Annotated in this window: 22 protein-coding genes and 1 pseudogene; 12 read left to right on the forward strand and 11 right to left on the reverse strand. The window is 67.4% G+C overall.

The window, feature by feature from the left end; translation table 11 throughout:
- Positions 1-44: 44 nt before the first annotated feature.
- A complete protein-coding gene (locus A5773_RS17180; RefSeq protein WP_066956294.1) occupies positions 45-260 on the reverse strand; it encodes a biotin/lipoyl-binding carrier protein in 216 nt (71 codons plus the stop codon).
- Between the two features lie 208 nt (positions 261-468).
- Between A5773_RS17180 and A5773_RS26775 the strand changes: the two genes are divergently transcribed.
- On the forward strand, positions 469-543 hold the full coding sequence (locus A5773_RS26775; RefSeq protein WP_011728008.1) for a 50S ribosomal protein bL37: 75 nt from the start codon (positions 469-471) through the stop codon (positions 541-543).
- Between the two features lie 6 nt (positions 544-549).
- Here A5773_RS26775 and rsrA read toward each other — a convergent pair whose 3' ends face one another.
- Both rsrA and A5773_RS17190 read right to left on the reverse strand, forming a co-directional pair.
- Positions 550-852 (reverse strand): mycothiol system anti-sigma-R factor, encoded by a 303-nt coding sequence (rsrA, locus tag A5773_RS17185; protein WP_066956166.1) that lies wholly within the window; start codon positions 850-852, stop codon positions 550-552.
- Positions 849-1,496 carry a sigma-70 family RNA polymerase sigma factor gene (locus tag A5773_RS17190; protein WP_066956169.1) on the reverse strand — a complete coding sequence of 216 codons (648 nt, stop codon included), beginning with the start codon at positions 1,494-1,496 and terminating at the stop codon, positions 849-851. The genes rsrA and A5773_RS17190 overlap by 4 nt, the downstream gene beginning before the upstream one ends.
- Before the next feature lie 282 nt (positions 1,497-1,778).
- Here A5773_RS17190 and A5773_RS17195 point away from each other — a divergent pair, with 282 nt between their 5' ends.
- The 3 genes from A5773_RS17195 to A5773_RS17205 all read left to right on the forward strand — a co-directional run bounded on the left by A5773_RS17195 (position 1,779) and on the right by A5773_RS17205 (position 3,488).
- Complete coding sequence (locus tag A5773_RS17195; RefSeq protein ID WP_066956172.1) at positions 1,779-2,627, forward strand: NAD(P)-dependent oxidoreductase; 849 nt, start codon at positions 1,779-1,781, stop codon at positions 2,625-2,627.
- A 58-nt stretch (positions 2,628-2,685) separates the two neighbouring features.
- Entirely contained in the window at positions 2,686-3,171 is a 486-nt protein-coding gene (locus A5773_RS17200) for an aminoacyl-tRNA deacylase (protein ID WP_067791734.1), read from the forward strand.
- A 65-nt stretch (positions 3,172-3,236) separates the two neighbouring features.
- Positions 3,237-3,488: a hypothetical protein gene (locus A5773_RS17205; RefSeq protein ID WP_066956297.1), complete on the forward strand. Its 252-nt coding sequence runs from the start codon at positions 3,237-3,239 to the stop codon at positions 3,486-3,488.
- Here the strand turns inward: A5773_RS17205 and A5773_RS17210 are convergent.
- Entirely contained in the window at positions 3,485-4,246 is a 762-nt protein-coding gene (locus A5773_RS17210) for an SOS response-associated peptidase (RefSeq protein ID WP_066956178.1), read from the reverse strand. The genes A5773_RS17205 and A5773_RS17210 overlap by 4 nt on opposite strands.
- A gap of 44 nt (positions 4,247-4,290) precedes the next feature.
- Between A5773_RS17210 and aroA the strand changes: the two genes are divergently transcribed.
- Both aroA and rsgA read left to right on the forward strand, forming a co-directional pair.
- Positions 4,291-5,574: a 3-phosphoshikimate 1-carboxyvinyltransferase gene (aroA, locus tag A5773_RS17215; protein WP_156744867.1), complete on the forward strand. Its 1,284-nt coding sequence runs from the start codon at positions 4,291-4,293 to the stop codon at positions 5,572-5,574.
- Positions 5,571-6,551: a ribosome small subunit-dependent GTPase A gene (rsgA, locus tag A5773_RS17220; protein WP_066956183.1), complete on the forward strand. Its 981-nt coding sequence runs from the start codon at positions 5,571-5,573 to the stop codon at positions 6,549-6,551. The genes aroA and rsgA overlap by 4 nt, the downstream gene beginning before the upstream one ends.
- Here rsgA and A5773_RS17225 read toward each other — a convergent pair.
- On the reverse strand, positions 6,538-7,011 hold the full coding sequence (locus A5773_RS17225; RefSeq protein ID WP_066956186.1) for a helix-turn-helix domain-containing protein: 474 nt from the start codon (positions 7,009-7,011) through the stop codon (positions 6,538-6,540). The two genes, rsgA and A5773_RS17225, sit on opposite strands and share 14 nt — an antisense overlap.
- Positions 7,012-7,105: 94 nt before the next feature.
- On the opposite strand from A5773_RS17225, the gene A5773_RS17230 reads away from it, so the two are divergent.
- The 4 genes from A5773_RS17230 to A5773_RS17245 all read left to right on the forward strand — a co-directional run bounded on the left by A5773_RS17230 (position 7,106) and on the right by A5773_RS17245 (position 11,186).
- The gene (locus A5773_RS17230) at positions 7,106-8,278 is read left to right on the forward strand and encodes a thiolase family protein (protein ID WP_066956189.1); all 1,173 of its coding nucleotides are present in this window, start codon (positions 7,106-7,108) and stop codon (positions 8,276-8,278) included.
- Complete coding sequence (locus A5773_RS17235; RefSeq protein WP_066956192.1) at positions 8,278-9,360, forward strand: NmrA family NAD(P)-binding protein; 1,083 nt, start codon at positions 8,278-8,280, stop codon at positions 9,358-9,360. The genes A5773_RS17230 and A5773_RS17235 overlap by 1 nt, the downstream gene beginning before the upstream one ends.
- 69 nt (positions 9,361-9,429) lie before the next feature.
- Complete coding sequence (locus tag A5773_RS17240; RefSeq protein ID WP_066956195.1) at positions 9,430-9,921, forward strand: DUF302 domain-containing protein; 492 nt, start codon at positions 9,430-9,432, stop codon at positions 9,919-9,921.
- Positions 9,922-10,250: 329 nt separating this feature from the next.
- Positions 10,251-11,186 carry an SDR family NAD(P)-dependent oxidoreductase gene (locus A5773_RS17245; protein ID WP_067791739.1) on the forward strand — a complete coding sequence of 312 codons (936 nt, stop codon included), beginning with the start codon at positions 10,251-10,253 and terminating at the stop codon, positions 11,184-11,186.
- Between the two features lie 235 nt (positions 11,187-11,421).
- Here the strand turns inward: A5773_RS17245 and A5773_RS17250 are convergent, their stop codons facing one another.
- Positions 11,422-12,081 carry a class I SAM-dependent methyltransferase gene (locus A5773_RS17250; protein WP_067791741.1) on the reverse strand — a complete coding sequence of 220 codons (660 nt, stop codon included), beginning with the start codon at positions 12,079-12,081 and terminating at the stop codon, positions 11,422-11,424.
- A 50-nt stretch (positions 12,082-12,131) separates the two neighbouring features.
- On the opposite strand from A5773_RS17250, the pseudogene A5773_RS26105 reads away from it, so the two are divergent.
- Together A5773_RS26105 and A5773_RS17255 are read left to right on the forward strand one after the other, a co-directional pair.
- Positions 12,132-12,277, forward strand: a pseudogene (locus A5773_RS26105) (steroid 3-ketoacyl-CoA thiolase); the annotation flags it as partial.
- Positions 12,278-12,392: 115 nt separating this feature from the next.
- Positions 12,393-12,893, forward strand: a complete 501-nt coding sequence (locus A5773_RS17255) for a nitroreductase/quinone reductase family protein (protein WP_066956205.1) — start codon at positions 12,393-12,395, stop codon at positions 12,891-12,893.
- A 28-nt stretch (positions 12,894-12,921) separates the two neighbouring features.
- Here the strand turns inward: A5773_RS17255 and A5773_RS17260 are convergent, their stop codons facing one another.
- From A5773_RS17260 to A5773_RS17280, 5 genes are all read right to left on the reverse strand, one after another.
- Positions 12,922-13,458, reverse strand: coding sequence for a hypothetical protein (locus tag A5773_RS17260; protein ID WP_066956208.1), 537 nt, complete (start codon positions 13,456-13,458; stop codon positions 12,922-12,924).
- 33 nt (positions 13,459-13,491) lie between these two features.
- A complete protein-coding gene (locus A5773_RS17265) occupies positions 13,492-14,982 on the reverse strand; it encodes an NAD(P)/FAD-dependent oxidoreductase (protein WP_067791743.1) in 1,491 nt (496 codons plus the stop codon).
- A 75-nt stretch (positions 14,983-15,057) separates the two neighbouring features.
- Complete coding sequence (locus tag A5773_RS17270; protein WP_082948280.1) at positions 15,058-16,122, reverse strand: AraC family transcriptional regulator; 1,065 nt, start codon at positions 16,120-16,122, stop codon at positions 15,058-15,060.
- Between the two features lie 50 nt (positions 16,123-16,172).
- Positions 16,173-17,468, reverse strand: a complete 1,296-nt coding sequence (locus tag A5773_RS17275) for a fatty acid desaturase (protein WP_066956215.1) — start codon at positions 17,466-17,468, stop codon at positions 16,173-16,175.
- A gap of 97 nt (positions 17,469-17,565) precedes the next feature.
- A complete protein-coding gene (locus A5773_RS17280; protein ID WP_369817369.1) occupies positions 17,566-18,762 on the reverse strand; it encodes a ferredoxin reductase in 1,197 nt (398 codons plus the stop codon).
- Positions 18,763-18,857 lie beyond the last annotated feature (95 nt).

Below are 18,857 nucleotides of genomic sequence, written 5' to 3' on the forward strand. Positions count from 1 at the left end.
CCATTCCCCGGCAGCAGATAGAACGGTCCAAAGTTTTCCGCGGGCTAGCTGATCACAGCAATCAGGTCGCCCGCCTGGATGACATCGCCCACCGCGACGCTCACCTTGCTGATGGTGCCGTCGACCTCAGCCAAGACGGGAATCTCCATCTTCATCGACTCCAGCAGCACCACGATGTCGCCTTTGCCGATCTGGTCACCCTCGTTCACTACGACTTCGAGCACGCTGGCCACGATCTCGGCGCGCACATCCTCGGCCATCTTCACCCCACTCATTTCGGCCTTCGCGCAGGCTGGCTGCTGGTCCATCAAGCTTTCGTCAGGCTCACGTACATCGAACCATAGGAGGGGTCGGGACCGCGGCGCACGGGGCGTTGTGGCCGCGCGGGTCTTTCGTGAGAGACTGTCCGGCAGGCTGACGGGCGCCGGGCGCCCGGATCAACGACCAAATTCAACGGAGGTTCGACCCATGGCCAAGCGTGGCCGTAAGAAGCGCGACCGCAAGCACAGCAAAGCCAACCACGGCAAGCGGCCCAACGCCTGAGGATCGCTACCGCGTCTCGCGGATGATGGTGGTCCGACGGATCTCCAGCCGTAGCCGCTCACGCAGGCCCTCGGGGGCCTTCTCGCCTCTGCATTTGGTGGCGATCAACGCCTTGATCCGCTCCTCGAGGCCGTAATGCTTGAAGCAGCCGGGGCACGCCTCGAGGTGGCGGCGCAGCTGGTCCCGGGACTCCGGGGTGCATTCACCGTCGAGCAGGAGCCAAACCTGGCGGATCACCTCGGCACAGCCGACCGCGCCGTGGGCGTCGTCGTTGGGGCACGTGTCGCCGGAGCTGGAGAACTCACTCATGACGACACCTCCTCGTGCGCCTGGTGGCCGCGGTTGAAGCCACGCTCCTTGGCCACGTCAGCCAACAGCCCACGCAATTGACGTCGGCCGCGATGCAGCCGTGACATTACCGTCCCGATGGGCGTGTCCATGATCTCGGCGATTTCCTTGTACGGAAAACCCTCGACATCGGCGTAGTAGACGGCCATCCGGAATTCTTCCGGCAGCGCCTGCAGCGCTTCCTTGATCTCGTTGTCGGGCAGTGCCTCGAGCGCCTCGACCTCGGCCGACCGCAGCCCGGTGGACGAGTGCTCGGCGTTGGACGCCAACTGCCAGTCGGTGATCTCCTCGGTCGGGTATTCGGCCGGCTGGCGCTGCCTCTTGCGGTAGCTGTTGATGTAGGTGTTGGTCAGGATCCGGTACAGCCAGGCCTTGAGGTTGGTGCCGGCCCGGAACGAGCGGAACCCCGCGTAGGCCTTCACCATCGTCTCTTGCAGCAGGTCTTCGGCGTCGGCGGGATTGCGCGTCATGCGCAGCGCGCCGCCGTAGAGCTGGTCGAGCAGCGGAATCGCGTCGCGCTCGAAGCGCGCCATCAGCTCGGCGTCCGTCTCCGGCGGGGCGGGATCGGGAATCTCCTGTGCTGTTGCGCCGTCTGTGTCGGCCATGTCGATAACCCCGGTCCCTTCTGCTGCGGTGTCGCCGGACAGCACTGAAAGCGCCACCGGGCTTGCGAGAAAGCAAGCCAACTGCTCGGCACCCGTTGGACTGTCCAACAGGCTCGTCGCCGCTGACACCAAACCGCTCCTCCCAATCTAGAGGCTGCCACCGACAGTGTCTGCCCGGGTGCGCCCACATAACATCAGAGACCGCCTCGTTTAACAGCGTTAACGGACGTGCTATTTCCGGGCCCCATCGGGCCCATGGCGGCAGGACGTTAATGTGACGCCATGTCCCTCAACGGCAAGACCATGTTCATCTCCGGCGCCAGCCGCGGTATCGGCCTGGCGATCGCCAAACGCGCCGCAGAAGACGGTGCCAACATCGCCCTGATCGCCAAGACCGCCGAGCCGCACCCCAAGCTGCCGGGCACGGTGTACACCGCCGCCAAGGAGCTCGAGGAGGCGGGCGGTGCGGCCCTGCCGATCGTCGGGGACGTCCGCGACCCGGAGTCCGTCGAGTCGGCGGTGGCCAAGACCGTCGAGCAATTCGGCGGCATCGACATCTGCGTCAACAACGCGTCGGCCATCAACCTGGGGTCCATCACCGAGGTGCCGATGAAGCGGTTCGACCTGATGAACGGGATCCAGGTGCGGGGCACCTACGCCGTGTCGCAGGCCTGCATCCCGCACCTGAAGGCCGCCCAGAACCCGCACATCCTGACGCTGTCGCCGCCCGTGTTGCTCGGCAAGGAGTGGCTGAAGCCGACCGCGTACATGATGGCCAAGTTCGGCATGACGCTGTGCGCCTTGGGAATCGCCGAGGAGATGCGCGAGGCGGGCATCGCGTCCAACACGTTGTGGCCCCGCACGCTGGTGGCCACCGCCGCGGTGCAGAACCTGCTCGGCGGCGACGAGGCGATGGGACGCGCCCGCAAGCCCGAGGTGTACTCCGACGCGGCCTACGTCATCCTCAACAAGCCCGCCCGCGAATACACCGGCAACACCCTGCTGTGCGAGGACGTGCTGGTGGAGTCCGGCGTCACCGACCTGTCGGTCTACAACTGCGTGCCGGGCGGGCAGCTCGGCGTCGACTTCTGGGTGGACGGCGTCAACCCGCCGGGGTACTCGGGTCCTTAGTCGTGATCGCAAGCCCGGCGGAACCGGGCGCCGCGGGTCACGACCATTGAAGAAGCCGGTGGCTCGCGCCGCCACGCCCGCGCTGGCCGCATTGACGAAAGCCGGTGTGCCGCATGAGGTCATCACTTTCGACCACGATCGGCGGGAACGCTCGTTCGGCGTCGAAGCGGTGCACGCGCTGACGGAGCGCGGCATCGCGCCCGAGCAGATCTACAAGACCCTGGTCGTCGCGGTGCCGGACGGGCTCGCGGTCGCGATACTGCCGGTGCCGGACCGGCTCTCGCTGAAGGCGGCCGCCGCGGCGCTGGGGGTGGCCCGGGCCGGCATGGCCGAGCCCGCCGCCGCCGAACGCGCCACCGGCTACGTCGTCGGCGCCGTGTCGCCGTTCGGGCAACGCAAGGCCCTGCCGACCGTCGTGGACGCGGGCGCCCTGGCCTGGGATCGGGTGTACTGCAGCGCCGGCCGGCGCGGCTGGGACGTCGGGGTTTCACCGCAGGACCTGATCCGGTTGACGGGGGCGGTCACCGCCCGGATCCGCGCGTAGCCGTGCGGGCGCAGCGCCACGGCGAAAACCGGGCCGAATGCTGTCCGCGGCGTTACGCTCGCGCCATGACGACGAAGCGATCCCGCGGCGCGACGATTGTCGCCGCCGGTGTGCTGGCTTTCTCCGGGCTGATGACGATCGGTGTGGGCACCGGCAACGCCGACACGATTCAAACCGAGGGCAACTACCCGACGCGGGCGGCCTGTCAGGACGCCGGGCCCGGCGTGAAGGCCAGCACCCCGGGAAACTGGAACAACTTCTGGTGTGTGCCGGATCGCAACGTCAACGGCAACTGGAAGCTGGTTCTCAGCAACTAAAGCAGGGTCGCCTGCTCGGGCTCCGGGCCGGCCGGCTCGAGTAGCTGGGGCCCGTTGTTGCGGACGTTGTTGACCAGCGTCGACACCTCGCGCATGCGGATGCCGCGCACGTCGGGCGAGTGGGCCAGCAGCTTTTCGTCGACCGGGGCGTCCGGGTCCAGCCAGCGGTCCCACTCCCGCTCCGGGACCACCAGCGGCATCCGGTCGTGGATCTCGGCCAGCTCGCCGGGCGCGTCGGTGGTGATGATCGTGCAACTCAGCAGCGGCTGAGCGTCCTTGGCGGGTTTCCAGACCGACCACAGCCCGGCCATGAACAGCGGCTCGCCATCCTCGCGGTACATGAAGAACGGTGTCTTGCGCGACTTCTTGCCCGCGACGGCGTCGTTGACGCGCCATTCGTAGTAGCCGTCCATCGGGATCAGGCACCGCTTCGACTTGGCGCTCGACCGGAAGGCGGGCGACGTGGTCACCTTGTCCGCGCGGGCGTTGATCAGCATCGGGCCCTTGGTCTCGGGCGCACCGTCGGAACCGGCTTTGGCCCACGGGGGCACCAGGCCCCAGCGCATCAGCCGCACCCGGCGGGTGGGCTGGTCGTCGGGGTCGGTGTGCCGGCTCACGACGGTCGCGATGGTCGAGGTGGGGGCCACGTTGTAGTTGGGCGCCCCGGCACTTTCGGCCGCGCCGGTGGCCTCGTCGATCGCCTTGATCTTCTGGGCCAGCAGCGCCGGATCGGTGGTGACCGCGAACCGTCCACACATACCTTCCATGGTGGCAGAAGCCGGTGACACGCCATGATGGACCGGTGAGTATGTGGACGGCCCCCAGCGCGCCGAAACCGGTGCACGCGACCGTGACCGTTCCGGGCTCGAAGTCGCAGACCAATCGGGCGCTGGTGCTGGCGGCGCTGGCGGCCGCGCAAGGCCACGGCACGCCGACCATCAGCGGCGCGCTGCGCAGCCGAGACACCGATTTGATGATCGGTGCGCTGCGCGCTCTGGGCCTGCGCGTCGAGGGCGATGGTTCCGAGCTGACGGTCGCCGGGCGGATCGCTCCCGGGCCCGACGCGCGTGTGGATTGCGGGCTGGCCGGTACGGTCCTGCGGTTCGTCCCGCCGCTGGCGGCGCTGGCCGAGGCGGTCGTCGAGTTCGACGGGGACGAGCAGGCCCGGGTGCGGCCCATCGCGCCGCTGCTCGACGCCCTGCGCGGCCTGGGCGTGCCGATCGAGGGCGCGGGTCTGCCCTTCCGGGTGCACGGCAGCGGATCGGTCGCCGGGGGCACCGTGGCCATCGACGCATCGGCGTCGTCGCAGTTCGTGTCGGGGCTGCTGCTGTGTGCGGCGTCGTTCACCGAGGGACTTACCGTGCAGCACACCGGCGCGACGCTGCCGTCGGCGCCACACATCGCGATGACCGTGGTGATGCTGCGGCAGGCCGGGGTCGACGTCGACGACTCGGTGCCCAACCGCTGGCGGGTGCGCCCCGGCCCGGTCGCGGCCCGGCACTGGGAGGTGGAACCCGACCTGACGAACGCCGTTCCGTTCCTGGCGGCGGCCGTGGTCAGCGGCGGGACCGTGCGCGTCACCGGCTGGCCCGCGGCCAGCGTGCAGCCCGCCGACCAGATCCTGGCCGTGTTGGGCAAGCTGAACGCCGTTGTCACCCAGGGGGATTCGTTCCTCGAGGTACAGGGGTCCGCCGACTACCCCGGTTTCGATGTCGACCTGCGCGCGGTCGGCGAGCTGGCCCCGGCGGTGGCGGCGCTGGCCGCGCTGGCCAAGCCGGGATCGGTGTCCCGCCTCTCTGGCATCGGCCACCTGCGCGGTCACGAGACCGATCGGCTCGCCGCTCTGAGCGCCGAGATCAATCGCCTGGGCGGCGACTGCGCCGAAACCCCCGACGGCCTGGTGATCACCGCGACACCGCTGCGCGCGGACGTCTGGCGCGCCTACGCCGACCACCGGATGGCGATGGCGGGCGCGATCGTCGGCCTGCGGGTGGCCGGGGTCGAGGTGGACGATATCGGGTCGACGTCCAAGACGCTGCCGGAGTTTCCGCAGCTTTGGGCGCACATGCTGGGGTCCGATATTTGAGGCCCGGCGATTACGACGAGTCCGACGTAAAGGTCCGCTCCGGTAGGGGCTCGCGACCGCGCACCAAGACCCGTCCTGAGCACGCCGACGCCGAGGCCGCGATGGTGGTCAGCGTCGACCGCGGCCGCTGGGGATGCGTGCTCGGCGGGGACCCCGATCGCCGGGTCACGGCGATGCGGGCCCGCGAACTGGGCCGCACCCCAATCGTCGTCGGTGACGACGTCGACGTGGTCGGCGACCTGTCCGGGCGGCTGGACACGCTGGCACGCATCGTGCGGCGCGGGGAACGGCGAACGGTGTTGCGGCGCACGGCCGATGACACCGATCCGACCGAACGCGTGGTGGTCGCCAACGCCGACCAGCTGCTGATCGTGGTGGCGCTGGCCGACCCGCCGCCGCGCACCGGCCTGGTCGACCGAACGCTCATCGCGGCCTTTGCCGGCGGGTTGAAGCCGATTCTGTGCCTGACCAAGACCGACCTCGCCCCGCCGGAGCCGTTCGCCTCGCATTTCGTGGACCTGGACTTGACGGTGGTGGTTGCCGGCCGCGACGATCCGCTGCTCGCGGTGGCCGACCTGCTGGCCGGCAAGATCACGGTGCTGCTGGGGCATTCCGGCGTCGGCAAGTCCACGTTGGTGAATCGCCTTGTGCCCGAGGCGGAACGGGCCGTCGGCGAGGTCACCGACATCGGTCGCGGGCGGCACACCTCCACCCAGTCGGTCGCGCTGCCCCTGGCGACCTCCGGCTGGGTGATCGACACCCCGGGGATCCGCTCGTTCGGGCTGGCGCACATCGAGCCCGACGACGTACTGATGGCCTTCTCGGATCTGGCCGGTGCGATCGAGGACTGCCCGCGCGGCTGCGGGCACATGGGGCCGCCGGCCGACCCGGAATGCGCGCTCGACACCCTGTCCGGCCCCGCCGCCAGCCGGGTGGCCGCGGCCCGGCGGCTGCTGAAAGCGCTCAACCAGACTTAGCCAGCCGCATGCCGAGTTCGTCGGGCGCCACCTTATGCCCTTCAGAGCAACGGATTTCGACGCTTGCCTCGGCGCCACAGCCGAGATGGGTGAGCCGGAGGCGATTGCGCCCCGGCAAATGGCGCCGGCCCCACTCGAACATCGCCCAGACCACGGGCATGAAGTCGATGCCGGCCTCGGTGAGCACATACTCTTCCCGACGCCGCTGCCCGGGCTCGTGGTACGGCTGACGCTTCAGCAGCCCCAGTTCGACCAGCTCGGACAGCCGCGCCGAGGTGGCGGCCTTGGTGATGCCCACCCGGCGGGCGAAGTCATCGAAGCGCGTCGTGCCGTAGTACGCCTCGCGCATGATGAGCATCGCGGATTTGGTGCCCACCAGCCCCATCGTCTTCTCGATCGCGCACTCGCCCACGGCCGACCAGGCATCGCGGTCGGCCAGTGGTCCCTGCAGCAGTGTCATAAATCACCTCCCAAGCTGGGTTGCTTTTAGTGTACCTAGATGTTTACCTGGGTACAGCCATCTATACCTAGATGCTGGGACTCAAGGAGGAGCCATGAACCGCGACGCCGTGATCGTCGGAGCCGTCCGCACCCCGATCGGCAAGGGCAAGCCCAGCGGGGCGCTGCACGATGTGCTGCCCGCCGACCTGCTCGCGCACAGCCTGCGTGAAGTGGTGGCGCGCACCGGTGTGGACCCCGCGCAGATCGACGACGTCATCGCGGGTGCCGTCGCCCAGGTCGGTGACCAGGCGGTCAACATCGCCCGAAACGCGTTGCTGGGCGCCGGATTTCCGGAGTCGGTTCCCGGCGTCACGATCGACCGGCAGTGCGGTAGCAGCCAGCAGGCCATCAGCTTCGCCGCCCAGGGCGTGCTTTCCGGCGCCTACGACATCGTCGTCGCCGCCGGCGTGGAATCCATGGGCCGCGTCCCGATGGGCACCTCGGTGCTGCCGGGCAGCAATCCCTTCGGCGACGACATGACCCGGCGCTACCCCGACGGCCTGGTGCCGCAGGGCATCAGCGCCGAACTCATCGCCGCGCGGTGGGGCTTCTCGCGGACCCAGCTCGACGAGTTCTCCGCAGGCAGCCACGACAAGGCCGCCCGCGCCACCAAGGACGGCCTGTTCGACAACGAGCTGATCCCGATCGCCGGCCTGGCCACCGACGAATTCATCCGGCCCGGCACGACGGTCGAAACTCTCGCCGGCCTGCGGCCCGCGTTCTACAGCGAGGCGATGAAAGCCCGTTTCCCGCAGATCAATTGGGAGATCACCGCCGGCAACTCCTCGCCGCTCTCCGACGGCAGCGCCGCGGTCATGATCACCACCAGCGACGTTGCGAAGAAGCTCGGCCTGCGGCCGCTGGCCCGCATCCACACCACCACCGTGGTGGGCTCCGACCCGCTCTACATGCTGACCGGGGTCATCCCGGCGACCGAAAAGGTGCTCCACCGGGCAGGGTTGACGCTGGCCGACATCGACCTGTTCGAGGTTAACGAGGCGTTTGCTCCCGTCGTGCTCGCGTGGGCGCACGACACCGGCGCCGATCTGGCCAAGACCAACGTCAACGGCGGCGCCATTGCGATCGGCCACCCGCTGGGCGCCAGCGGCGCGCGCATCATGACCACACTGGTCAACGCGCTCGAGCAGCGCGGCGGGCGGTATGGGCTGCAGACGATGTGCGAGGGCGGCGGTATGGCCAACGCGACGATCATCGAGCGGCTGTAATGTCCTCCGTCTCGAAGGTCTTCGTCGTAGGAGGAACGGGCGCCCAGGGCATGCCCATCATCCGTGCCCTGGTCGCCGACAACAAATACTCGGTTCGATTTCTGAGCCGCGACCCCGCTTCGCGTCGCGCGAAGGAACTGCTCGCCCTCGACAACGTGTCCGTCCTGGAAGGCTCATTCGCCGACGAGGCCACCCTGCGCGAAGGTTTCCGCGGTTGCGACGCAGCATTCGTCAACATCGACGGATTCAACACCGGCGAGAAGACCGAAATCTACTGGGCGATCCGCAGTTACGAGATCGCCCTCGAAGAGGGCGTCAAGTTCTTCGTCTACGGGAACCTCGACTACGGGCTCAAGAAGTCGGGCTACGATTCCCGATTCCGCACCGGCCACTATGACGGCAAGGGGCGGGTCGGCGAATGGATCTTGTTCCAGAACCGGGTGAACGCTGATCGGATGGGGGCGGCGGTCTTCACGACGGGGCCATACATCGAGATGGCGATCTCGCCCGGGACACCCATGACGCCCACCGTCGAGGACGGTGTCGTGACGTGGCGGGTTCCGCTCGGTGCGGGCGCCGTTCCCCATGTATCCCTTGAAGATTGCGGATTCTACGTTCGTTGGCTGTTCGACCATCCCGAGCGCGCGAACGGCATGGACCTCGAAGTCGCCATCGGCCACATCGCCTATGCGGATCTTGCCGCGGCGTTCGAGAAGGTCACCGGGCATCCGGCGCGGTACATCGACACCGATCTCGACACGTACTGGAAAACCGGTCCCCTCAGCAGGGCCGCAGGTGCGCCCGCTGGGTACAACGCCGACCCGAACGACAAGAGCACCATGAACATCCGCGACAACTTCACGGGATTCTGGAACCTGTGGAAATACGGGGTCATCGACCGCGATTACCATCTGCTCGACGAGATTCACCCGAACCGGATCAGGACCGCCGAGGAGTGGTTGCGCAGAGAAGACCAGCTGGGACGGGCGCTGGGCAAGGGCGGCCTGTGGGAGCGGGTTCAACCGGAGAACCGGACTCCGATCCTCAAGATTGGTGAGGATCAACGGACAGGGAAATTGTAGGCCCGGCGTCTGAAAGGTGCACTGAGACATGGACTCTTCGAATTCAACTGGTCTTTTCGGGGCGGTCCGATGACCGAGACCCGGTTCGACGGCGTGCGGGTGCGCTACGACAGCGCCAAGAGCTACGACGAGCTGCTCGCCGCGCTGCTGGCCGACATCGGCGAGCGGCCCGTCCCCATCAACGACATCGCGGCGACCTCCGGCAGCTTTGAGGAGTACCGTGGGCGCGTCGAACCGCACGTCGGGCCAAGCGGATTCATGTTGTTCGGCGTGGTCGACCACGGGGCGTGGATCCCGAAGGCCGGCATCGACCGCAAGGCGATGCGCGTGATCCTAGGCAACCCGTTGATCGCGATCACGATGCTGCGCCACGACGTGACGGCGGGCCTGTTCGCCCCGGTCGAGCTGCTGATCGCCGACGAGGGCGCCGGCAGCAGCCTGACCTACGTCAAGCCGTCGTCGCTGATGCTCGTCGAGCCTAACCCCGAATTGCTCAGCGCCGCGGAGGAACTCGACGCCAAGCTGGCGGCACTCGCCGAAAAGGTGACCAGCGGCCCATGACGCAACTTGCTCAGCGCGGCCGTCGTTGCGGGAAATACTGTGGAGGCGCTGCAGACGATTGACGTCGGGAGATCCAGTCGGTAAGTAATCTTTCGCTGGGCACCGCAAGAACGCCCAAGAGTTCGAAACGCTGCCGTGGCGAAAGCACCGGCCATGGCATGTTGCATCCGCTCATCTGAGGCGCCCGCAGCACAGATACCGCACTCGACTCATTGGATCGCATAGTGGTCGTGGTTGCTGGGCTACACGAATAGGCGCGAGGAGAAGCAGTTATGAAAGCTTGGCTCTGGGATGGACATGCAGGGATAGATCATTTGACCCTGGCTGACGTGCCTGATCCGGTCCCGAACGAAGGTGAAGTGCTGATGCAAGTCCACTACGCGAGCTTGAATCCTGCCGACCGGATGATGGCAGAGAGGCGATACCCGTATCCGGTATACCCCCCAGCGCCGCACGTGCTGGGGCGGGACGGCGTCGGGGAAGTGATCAAAATTGGTAAGGGCGTCGAAGATGTGCAGGTGGGCGACCAGCGCGTTCTTCTGCGCAGTGATGTCGGACTTCTTCGCTGGGGCATGTTTGCCGAGCAAGTGTCGATACCGGCGGTTAACTTAGCGGAGATCCCCGCGGGTTGGACCAAAGAGCAGTCGTCGGGGGCCGCCGTCGTTTATCTATCGGCGTACCGCGCGCTCACCATGTGGGAACCGCTCAAGCCGAACTCAGTGGTCCTGGTCACCGGCGCATCAGGCGGGGTCGGAGTTGCGGCTGTGCAACTGGCGGCGGCGATGGGCCACACGGTCATAGCGCTTTCGCGCAGCGAGGAAAAGCAACGACGCCTCAAGGAACTCGGAGCGACGTTCACATTCAACCCCGAGGACCCGCAGTGGCGAGCTGGTGTAAGAAATGCCCTGAATGGAGGCGGGGTGAACCTGGCAGTCGACACGATCGGGGGCACGCTGCTTCCTGAAGTCATCGACACGATGGGCGATTCGGGAAGACTCAGCCTGGTGGGAGAACTTGGCGGCCCGGTGCCCAACTTTTACACGGGCACGCTGTTTTCGCGCTGGCTGCGAATTGGCGCAATGGCTCTCAGCTATTACACACCGGAGCAGCATCGCGCCGGCTGGCACGACCTCTTGGGCATCCTGGCCCGCTCCGGAGCTCGGCCACTGGTCGACCGTGTGTTTCCGTTCGAGAAGTTGCCGCAAGCCTTCGAACGCCTGGCTGACGGCCCGATGGGCAAAGTGGTGATCGAAGTGAAGTCCTGAGGCTCCATCACGTTGGCTTCGCCTTCACCGAACCCGATAACTAACGGCAGTGGGAAACGATGCGTTCGGCCCCCGTCTTACTCTTCTGGGCCAAGGACGTAGATGGGGAGCAGGTAAAGGGGATACATCCTTCTGCCGCTTGATAGTTACGATGCGACCGAATGTTGCGTCTTCCAGACGCGATGCCACGGGAATGTCGGCAAGCGGGCCGCCGTCGAAGAGCGCACCGTTGCCGTCACTGTTGGTATGTGCTTGGAGTTGCGATGACGACTTCGGTGACAAGCCCCCACTGATGCACCCGTGAGTGATGCTGAATCCGCCAGTCGTGATCCAGCAGGGCGCTCACGGTGATGGGGCGACACCCGCCCACAAGCTGTGGCGCAAGACGCCACAGGCCGGTCCAGGCCCGGCAGACGGCTCGTTCAAGCAGCTGGTCTCCGTAGCTGAGGCTGGCAAGGCAGAGCCTGCCGTCGGGTTTGAGGATTCGCTGCAGGTCGTCCAGGACTGCCCGTGCATAGTCTTCAGCCAGCAGGTCGAACACGAACGTGGACAGCACACGGTCCGCGGACCCGCCATCGGCGGGTAGCGGCAGTGAGCCGTCGACCAGCACCGCGCTGGCCCGTTTGGACCAGGCGGCGAGCCGACCGGTAGCTATGTTGATCATGACCGGGCTGATGTCGACCCCGAGGTAGTTGACGCCTGCAGGCAGAGTCTCCAGCAGACGCGCGGCCAACCGGCCTGTGCCGCAACCAAACTCGAAAATCGTCTGGCCTCCCGCCAGGGCTGCGTTGGCCACGAGACGGTCCGTGGTCGCGTCCTCGTAGAAGGCTTGCCAGTCCTGGATGCGTCCGATTCGGTTGTAGACCGCACGGGCCTGCTTCAGGGTAAGCGCCATGGGCGTCCTCCCGCCTCGCGGAGTTGCTCTGGCAGTGTTTCACGTCCTGAATCGCGATCGGCCACCCGCTCGGCGCTGTGGTGCCTGCATCAGGACCGCACCGGTCAACGCGCTCGAGCAGCGCGGCGGGCGGTATGGGCTGCAAACGGTATGCGAGGGCGGCGGCGTGCCCAGCGCGACAATGATCGAGTGGTTGGGCCAGACCGCCGCCCGCGATCCGGTTCGACGCGGTTGCATGATCCGCCTGGCACAGCCAGCGACGGAGCGGTGTGATCCAATGACCTTCGCCCCGTTTATGTTAGGAGTCACCCATGAGCGACGCCGACGCCGCATCGATCCGAGCCGCACGCAGCGACTGGATCGCCGAGCACCTCGACACGTATCTGACCTCCGGTGGCGCGCGGGGGCACATCATGGACGTGAGCGCGGTCGGGGGCCGGGTACTGACCACCCATTGCTTGATCAGGTGTGTGGGCCGCAGATCGGGCAAGAGCTATGTCAGGCCGTTGATCTACGGCAACGTCGGCGGCGAGATCGTAGTCGTCGCATCCAAGGGAGGCGCCGACACGCATCCGGAGTGGTACCTAAATGTCGTGCAGAGCAACACGATCGGCGTCCAGATCGCCACCCAAGCATTCGAGGCCACCTGGCGCGAGCCCGAAGCCGAGGAACGCCATCAGGTGTGGGCGTACATGTCTCACCTGTATCCGCCGTACCTCACCTATCAGCAGTCAACCAGCCGTCAGATCCCGCTGGTGATGTTGACGCCCGTGCGAGCGATCGACGTCTTTTCCGCGGAAGACTCCCGGTAGCCTTTGCTAGGCAACCGAACTCGAGAACTCAGAGCCAGCCGGTGCGGGCGGCGGCCACCGGCTCGGGCGGCGCCGGGGCCAAGTCGCCGTCGCGCACGCCGTCGAGCATCCGCTTCACCGCGGCGACGATGTCCGGGGCCGCCGCGGCCAGGCCGGCCTTGTCGGCTTCGGGAATCTCGTCGGGGTCGACGCCCGCCCGGGCCAGCACCGCGGCCGGGTCGGCCAGCTGATCGGCCAGCCAGGCAACCGGATCGGCGGACAGCTCGGGAACGAAATGCCGCCGGCCGGGTTCCCACCCGTCGAACCGGGGATGGTGATGCGCCCGGTCCAGCGTCCCGGGCGGGCTCTCGGTGGAGCCGAAGAGGTCCACCCGCCACACCGGGCGGTTGAAGCCGATCGGGACACCGGCGTAGATCGACCCCTGCGGCTCATCCCGGTCGACGAGGCGCAGCTCCAGTCTGACTCCCCGCTCCGGGGTTTCTTGACCTTTGTTGGGGTTCGGGTCGACGAAGAACATGTCCCCGACGACGACGCCCAGGGTTTCGAATCCAAACGCTGCGAGCATGTCTGCAAGCGTAGTCCCGGCCGTCGGACCGGGTTAAGCGCCGACCTTATTCGCCGCGCGGTCGGGAAGGACCACGTCGTAGTCCGCGAAGGCCACTGCCGTTGTGCGGTGCTGGTATTCGTGCACCAGCCCCGGCCAGTTGGTGGTGACCCGACCGGAGGCGACGCGGTACCAGGAATCGCAGGTAGTCCAGACGCCGGCGTCCAGGCGGGCCTGGACCTCCGCGTCGTAGACCTGCTCCACGGCGCGCCGCACCTCGAACGCGCGGGCCACGCCCCCGCGGGCCAGCTCCTCGACGATCTGGCGGATGTAACCGGCCTGCTGCTCCATCATCAAAATGATCGAGCTGCTGCCGAGATTGGTGTTGGGGCCGTAGATCAGGAACATGTTAGGGAAACCCGGCACGGCCATGCCGAGATGTGCCCGCGCTCCCTCCGCCCATTCGGACTGCAGGTCCCGCCCGTCGCGGCCGGTGATCGTCATCGGCGCGAGGAATTCGGTCGCCTTGAACCCGGTGCCGTAGATGATGGCGTCTACCTCGTGCACCCGGCCGTCGGCGGTGCGTACACCCGCGGGCGTCACCTCGGTGATCGCCCCGGTCTCGACGTCGACGTTGGCACTGGCCAGCGCCGGATACCAGTCGCTGCTGAACAGGACGCGCTTGCAGCCGATCGGGTAGTCGGGCGTGAGCTTGGCCCGCAAGACCGGATCTTTGATGTGGCGCTTGAGGTTTGCCGACGCGGCGACGCCGATCAGCCGGGCGAGCGGAGCCACCCTGGTCAGCGCGAGGCCGAAGAATTCCGAGATCTCCCAAATCAGGTTCCGCATCGCGGCCGCGAACCCGGGCACCGTCCGGAAGGCGGCGTGATGGGCGTGGGTGTAGGCACGATCCGGCTTCGGCAGCACATATGGGGCGGATCGCTGAAAGACGGTGACATGCTTGGCGGTCTCACGAACGCGCGGCACGAACTGGATCGCCGACGCGCCGGTGCCCAGGACGGCGACGCGCTTGCCGGCCAGGTCGACGTCATGGCGCCACTGCGCCGAATGGAACGAGGGGCCCGCGAACGTGTCGAGTCCCGGGATGTTCGGCAGCGCCGGCCGCGACAGCTGCCCGACCGCGGGCACCAACACATCGGCCTCGAACACATCGCCCGTCGAGGTCTCCACCCGCCAGGTGGCGGTGCCGTCGTCGTAGCAGGCCGAGGTGACCTCCACACCGGTGCGCACCACGTCGCGAAGGCCGAACCGGTCGGCGGTGTCGTGGATGTAGCCGAGGATGTCGGGCTGCTCGGCGTATCGCCGGCCCCAGTCGGTCTTCCGGGCGAAGGAGTAGGAGTACAGGTTCGACGGGACGTCGCAGGCGGCACCCGGGTAGGTGTTCTCCCGCCAGACGCCGCCGATGTCGTCGGCCTTCTCCAGCACCGTCACGTCGGCGAGGCCATCCCTGGACAGCTCGTAGGCGGCGGCGAGGCCGCCGAATCCGGCGCCGATCACCAGCACGCGAGGACGAGTCGAAGTCATGACTCCAACGCTAGGGGCGGGCTGCGGGTTGCGGGCAGCCGATTGCGGTCGGCAAATCCATGATTCCGGCCACGATCAGACGGCCTGGAGCCGGGCCCGCGGCGCCACCGACCGCTGATAGCGCGCGGGGGTGGTGCCCGTCCACCGCTTGAACGCGGCGATGAAGCTCGTCGCCTCGGCGTAGCCCAGCCGCAGCGCGACGTCCTCAACCGACAGTGCGCCGGTTGCCAACAGCTCCTCGGCGAGGACCCGGTGCACCTCCTCGACCAGATCGCGGAAGGTCGTGTTCTCCTCCGCCAGGCGCCGCCGCAGCGTCCGCTCGCTCATCGCCAGTTGCCGGGCGACGGCCGCGATCGTGTGGGGTTCGCCGTCGATCGACGCCAGGCGCTCGCGCACCATCCGAGCGACACCGGTGCGCTCCCGGCGGCGTTCCAACAAAGCTCGACACTGCTGCTCGCACATGGCCACCGTTATCTCACTGGCCCGGGGCAACGGGTTGTCCAGCAACGCGGCCGGCCAGCGCGCCACGTTGGCGGGTGAGTCGTAACGCGGTGTGACGCCGAATACCTTGCGGGCCAATGCGTCTCCCGATGCCGGCGCCGGGCTCGCGAACTCGATCGAGGTGAATGGGACTGGGCGGCCCAGCATCTCCGCCATGACCCGGGCGATGGCCGCCAGGTCGCGCCGCACCAAAAACTCCGCCACCGGACCGGTCAGGTCGGGCAGGTCGAGCCGCATCGCCACCACCGGCCCGTCAAGGGTGACGGTCGGCAGGCAGAAGCCGTAGCTCAGCTCGTAGAACCGGGCCGCGAACCGGACGGCGTCACCCAGCGTCGAACTGGTCAGGCAGGCGAATCCGAAGATGCCCAGCGATCCGACGTGATAGCCGCCGCCCACCCGAACCCCGAGGTCGGCCGGGTCCCCGAGCAGGTTCACCAGGTTCGTCACGACCGCCAGCTCCTGGCGCCCGACGATCATCCGGTTGTGGTCGTGCAGGTCGGCCTGCGACAGGCCGCTTCCCTCGAGCAGGTCCGCCACGGCAAGGCCGTTCTCGCAACCGAACTCGGTCATCAACGCAACGCTGGCCGTGCTACGCGGGAAATCCCAGTGCGAAACCTGCGATCCGACGAACACCTGCACGTGTCCCAGTATGGCGAACGGCGGCGCCGCCGCGTTCGATGCGAAGAGCGCTAGGCCGCCAGGTCGTCCGCGCCGCCGACCGCGCGCTGCGCATCCCGCTGCGCGCGCTTGGCGCGCCGCCAGCCACGCACGGTCGCGATGGCGGTCTTCAGCCCGCGCCGCCGGCCCGTCTCCGGGTCGATGCCCGCGAAACCGGGCTCCAACTCGGCGAACATGCGCTCGCTGCGGGTTTCCGGAGCGTTGTCGGCGTCATCGCGCAGGTAGGAGTCCGGCAGCGAAAGCTTGGCGAGCGTGCGCCAGGTCTTGCCGTACTGCACGAGGAACGAGCCGGTGGTGTAGGGCAGGTCGTACTTGTCGCAGATCTCGCGCACCCGCACCGCGATCTCCGCGTACCGGTTACTCGGCAGGTCCGGGAACAGGTGGTGCTCGATCTGGTGGCACAGGTTGCCGCTCATGAACCGCAGCGCGGGGCCGGCCTCGAAGTTGGCACTGCCCAGCATCTGGCGCAGGTACCACTGCCCCTTGGTCTCGCCGATCATGTCGGTCTTGGTGAATTTCTCTGCGCCGTCGGGGAAATGGCCGCAGAAGATGACGGCGTTGGCCCACACGTTGCGGATCACGTTGGCGACCGCGTTGGCCTTCAACGTGGAGCGGTACGTCGCGCCGGGCGACAGCGCGGTCAGCGCCGGGAACGCGACATAGTCCTTGACCACCTGGCGGCCCGCCTTGGCCAGGAACTCGTCCACCCGCTGGCGCGCGTCGTCGGAATCCATCCGCTTCTTGGCGATCTTCCCGAGCTCGACGTGCTGCAGGCCGACGCCCCACTCGAAGAGGAGGGCAAGCATGGTGTTGTAGAACAGGTTCAACATGTTGAAGCGCTTCCAGCGCTGGTCGCGGGTGACGCGCAGCAGGCCGTAGCCGACGTCGTCGTCCATCCCGAGGATGTTCGTGTACTTGTGGTGCACGAAGTTGTGGGTGTAGCGCCAGTGCTTCGACGACCCGCTCATGTCCCACTCCCACGTCGAGGAGTGGATCTCCGGGTCGTTCATCCAGTCCCACTGGCCGTGCATGACGTTGTGGCCGATCTCCATGTTCTCGATGATCTTGGCCACGCCCAGCGTTACCGTCCCCGCCCACCAGGCCGAGCGGCGGGAACCGGCGGCCAGCAGCAGCCGGCCGGACACTTCCAGCGCCCGCTGGGCCGCGATGGTGCGGCGGATGTAGCGGGCATCCCGCGCGCCGCGCGAGTCTTCAACGTCCTGGCGGATCGCGTCCAGCTCAACGGCCAGGTTTTCAATGTCGGCGTCCGTCAGATGGGCGAATACGTCGATGTCGGTGATCGCCATCGTTCCTTCTCCCTGCGGTCGATTTTGTCCGTCCTAGACCAGGTCCAGACCTACGCTATCGTAACCTACGAATCCGTAGGTTACCAGTGAGTAGCCTTTAGATGTCGAGCACGCAGTCGCCGGAAGCGGCCGAGATGCAGGTCTGAATCCGGGTGCCCGGATCGTGCTCCGCGCCGGTGCGCAGGTCACGGACGTGCCCCTCCACCAGACCGACCACGCACGACTGACATATACCCATTCGGCAGCCGAACGGCATCTGCACGCCGGCGCCCTCCCCCGCGTCCATCAACGACGTGGCGGCGTCGGCGGCGACGGCGCGATCGCTGCGGGCGAAGGTCACCGTCCCACCGGCACCGGCCGGCGCGGCCTTAGACACCGCGAACCGCTCGAGGTGCAGCCGGTCGCCGATGCCCGCCGCCGACCAGATCTTTTCGGCCTGGGTCAGCATGCCTTCCGGGCCGCAGGCCCAGGTGTGTCGTTCGCGCCAGTCCGGTACCTCGTGGTCGAGCCGGGCGAGGTCGAGACGGCCCTGGGTACGGGTCTCCCGCAGTAGTAGGCGATAGCCCGGATGGTCGGCCGCCAGCGCGGCCAACTCGGCCCGAAACATCACGTCGGATTCGGTGGGTGCCGAATGGACGTGCGCGATGTCGCCGATCTGGTTGCGGCGCAACAGTGTTCGCAGCATGGACATCACCGGCGTGATTCCGGATCCGGCGGTGAGGAACAAGATTGATGACGGCGCCGGGTCGGGCAGCACGAAGTTGCCCTGCGGGGCGGCCAGCCGGACGATGGTCCCCCGCTCCACACCCGCCACCAGGTGCGACGACAGAAATCCTTCGGGCATCGCCTTCACCGTGATGGTCACCGTGCGTGCCGAGCCGGATCCGGACGTCGCGGCGGGGCTGGACGTGAGCGAATACGACCGCCAGCGCCAGCGTCCGTCCATCAGCAGGCCGATCCCGATGTACTGGCCCGGCTGGTAGTCGAAGTTGAAGCCCCACCCCGGCTTGATCACCAGGGTCGCGGAATCCTCCGTCTCGCGGCGCACCTCGAGGATGCGGCCCCGCACTTCCCGCGCCGACCACAGCGGGTTGGCCAGATGGAGGTAGTCGTCGGGCAACAGCGGCGTCGTGATGCGGGCGGCCAGCTTGCGCACTGCGTGCCAACCGGGGTGCCGGTCGGCGCCCGCGACGACTGGCCGCTTGGTCTCGACGACGTTGCCCGTGATCGATGGGTTACGTCTGCCCAGGGGAGGCTCCTGCTCACTACGCGGTGTCTTGCTTGTGTTGACCATTGTGGTCGATTCGGTGGGCCTCACGAAACCTACGGTACCGTAACCTACGGTTGCGTAGCCAGCTCTCGGTGGCCGCGATCACATCACCTTTGCCC

The sequence above is a fragment of the Mycobacterium sp. 852014-52450_SCH5900713 genome, assembly GCF_001667075.1.
Classification (GTDB): domain Bacteria; phylum Actinomycetota; class Actinomycetes; order Mycobacteriales; family Mycobacteriaceae; genus Mycobacterium.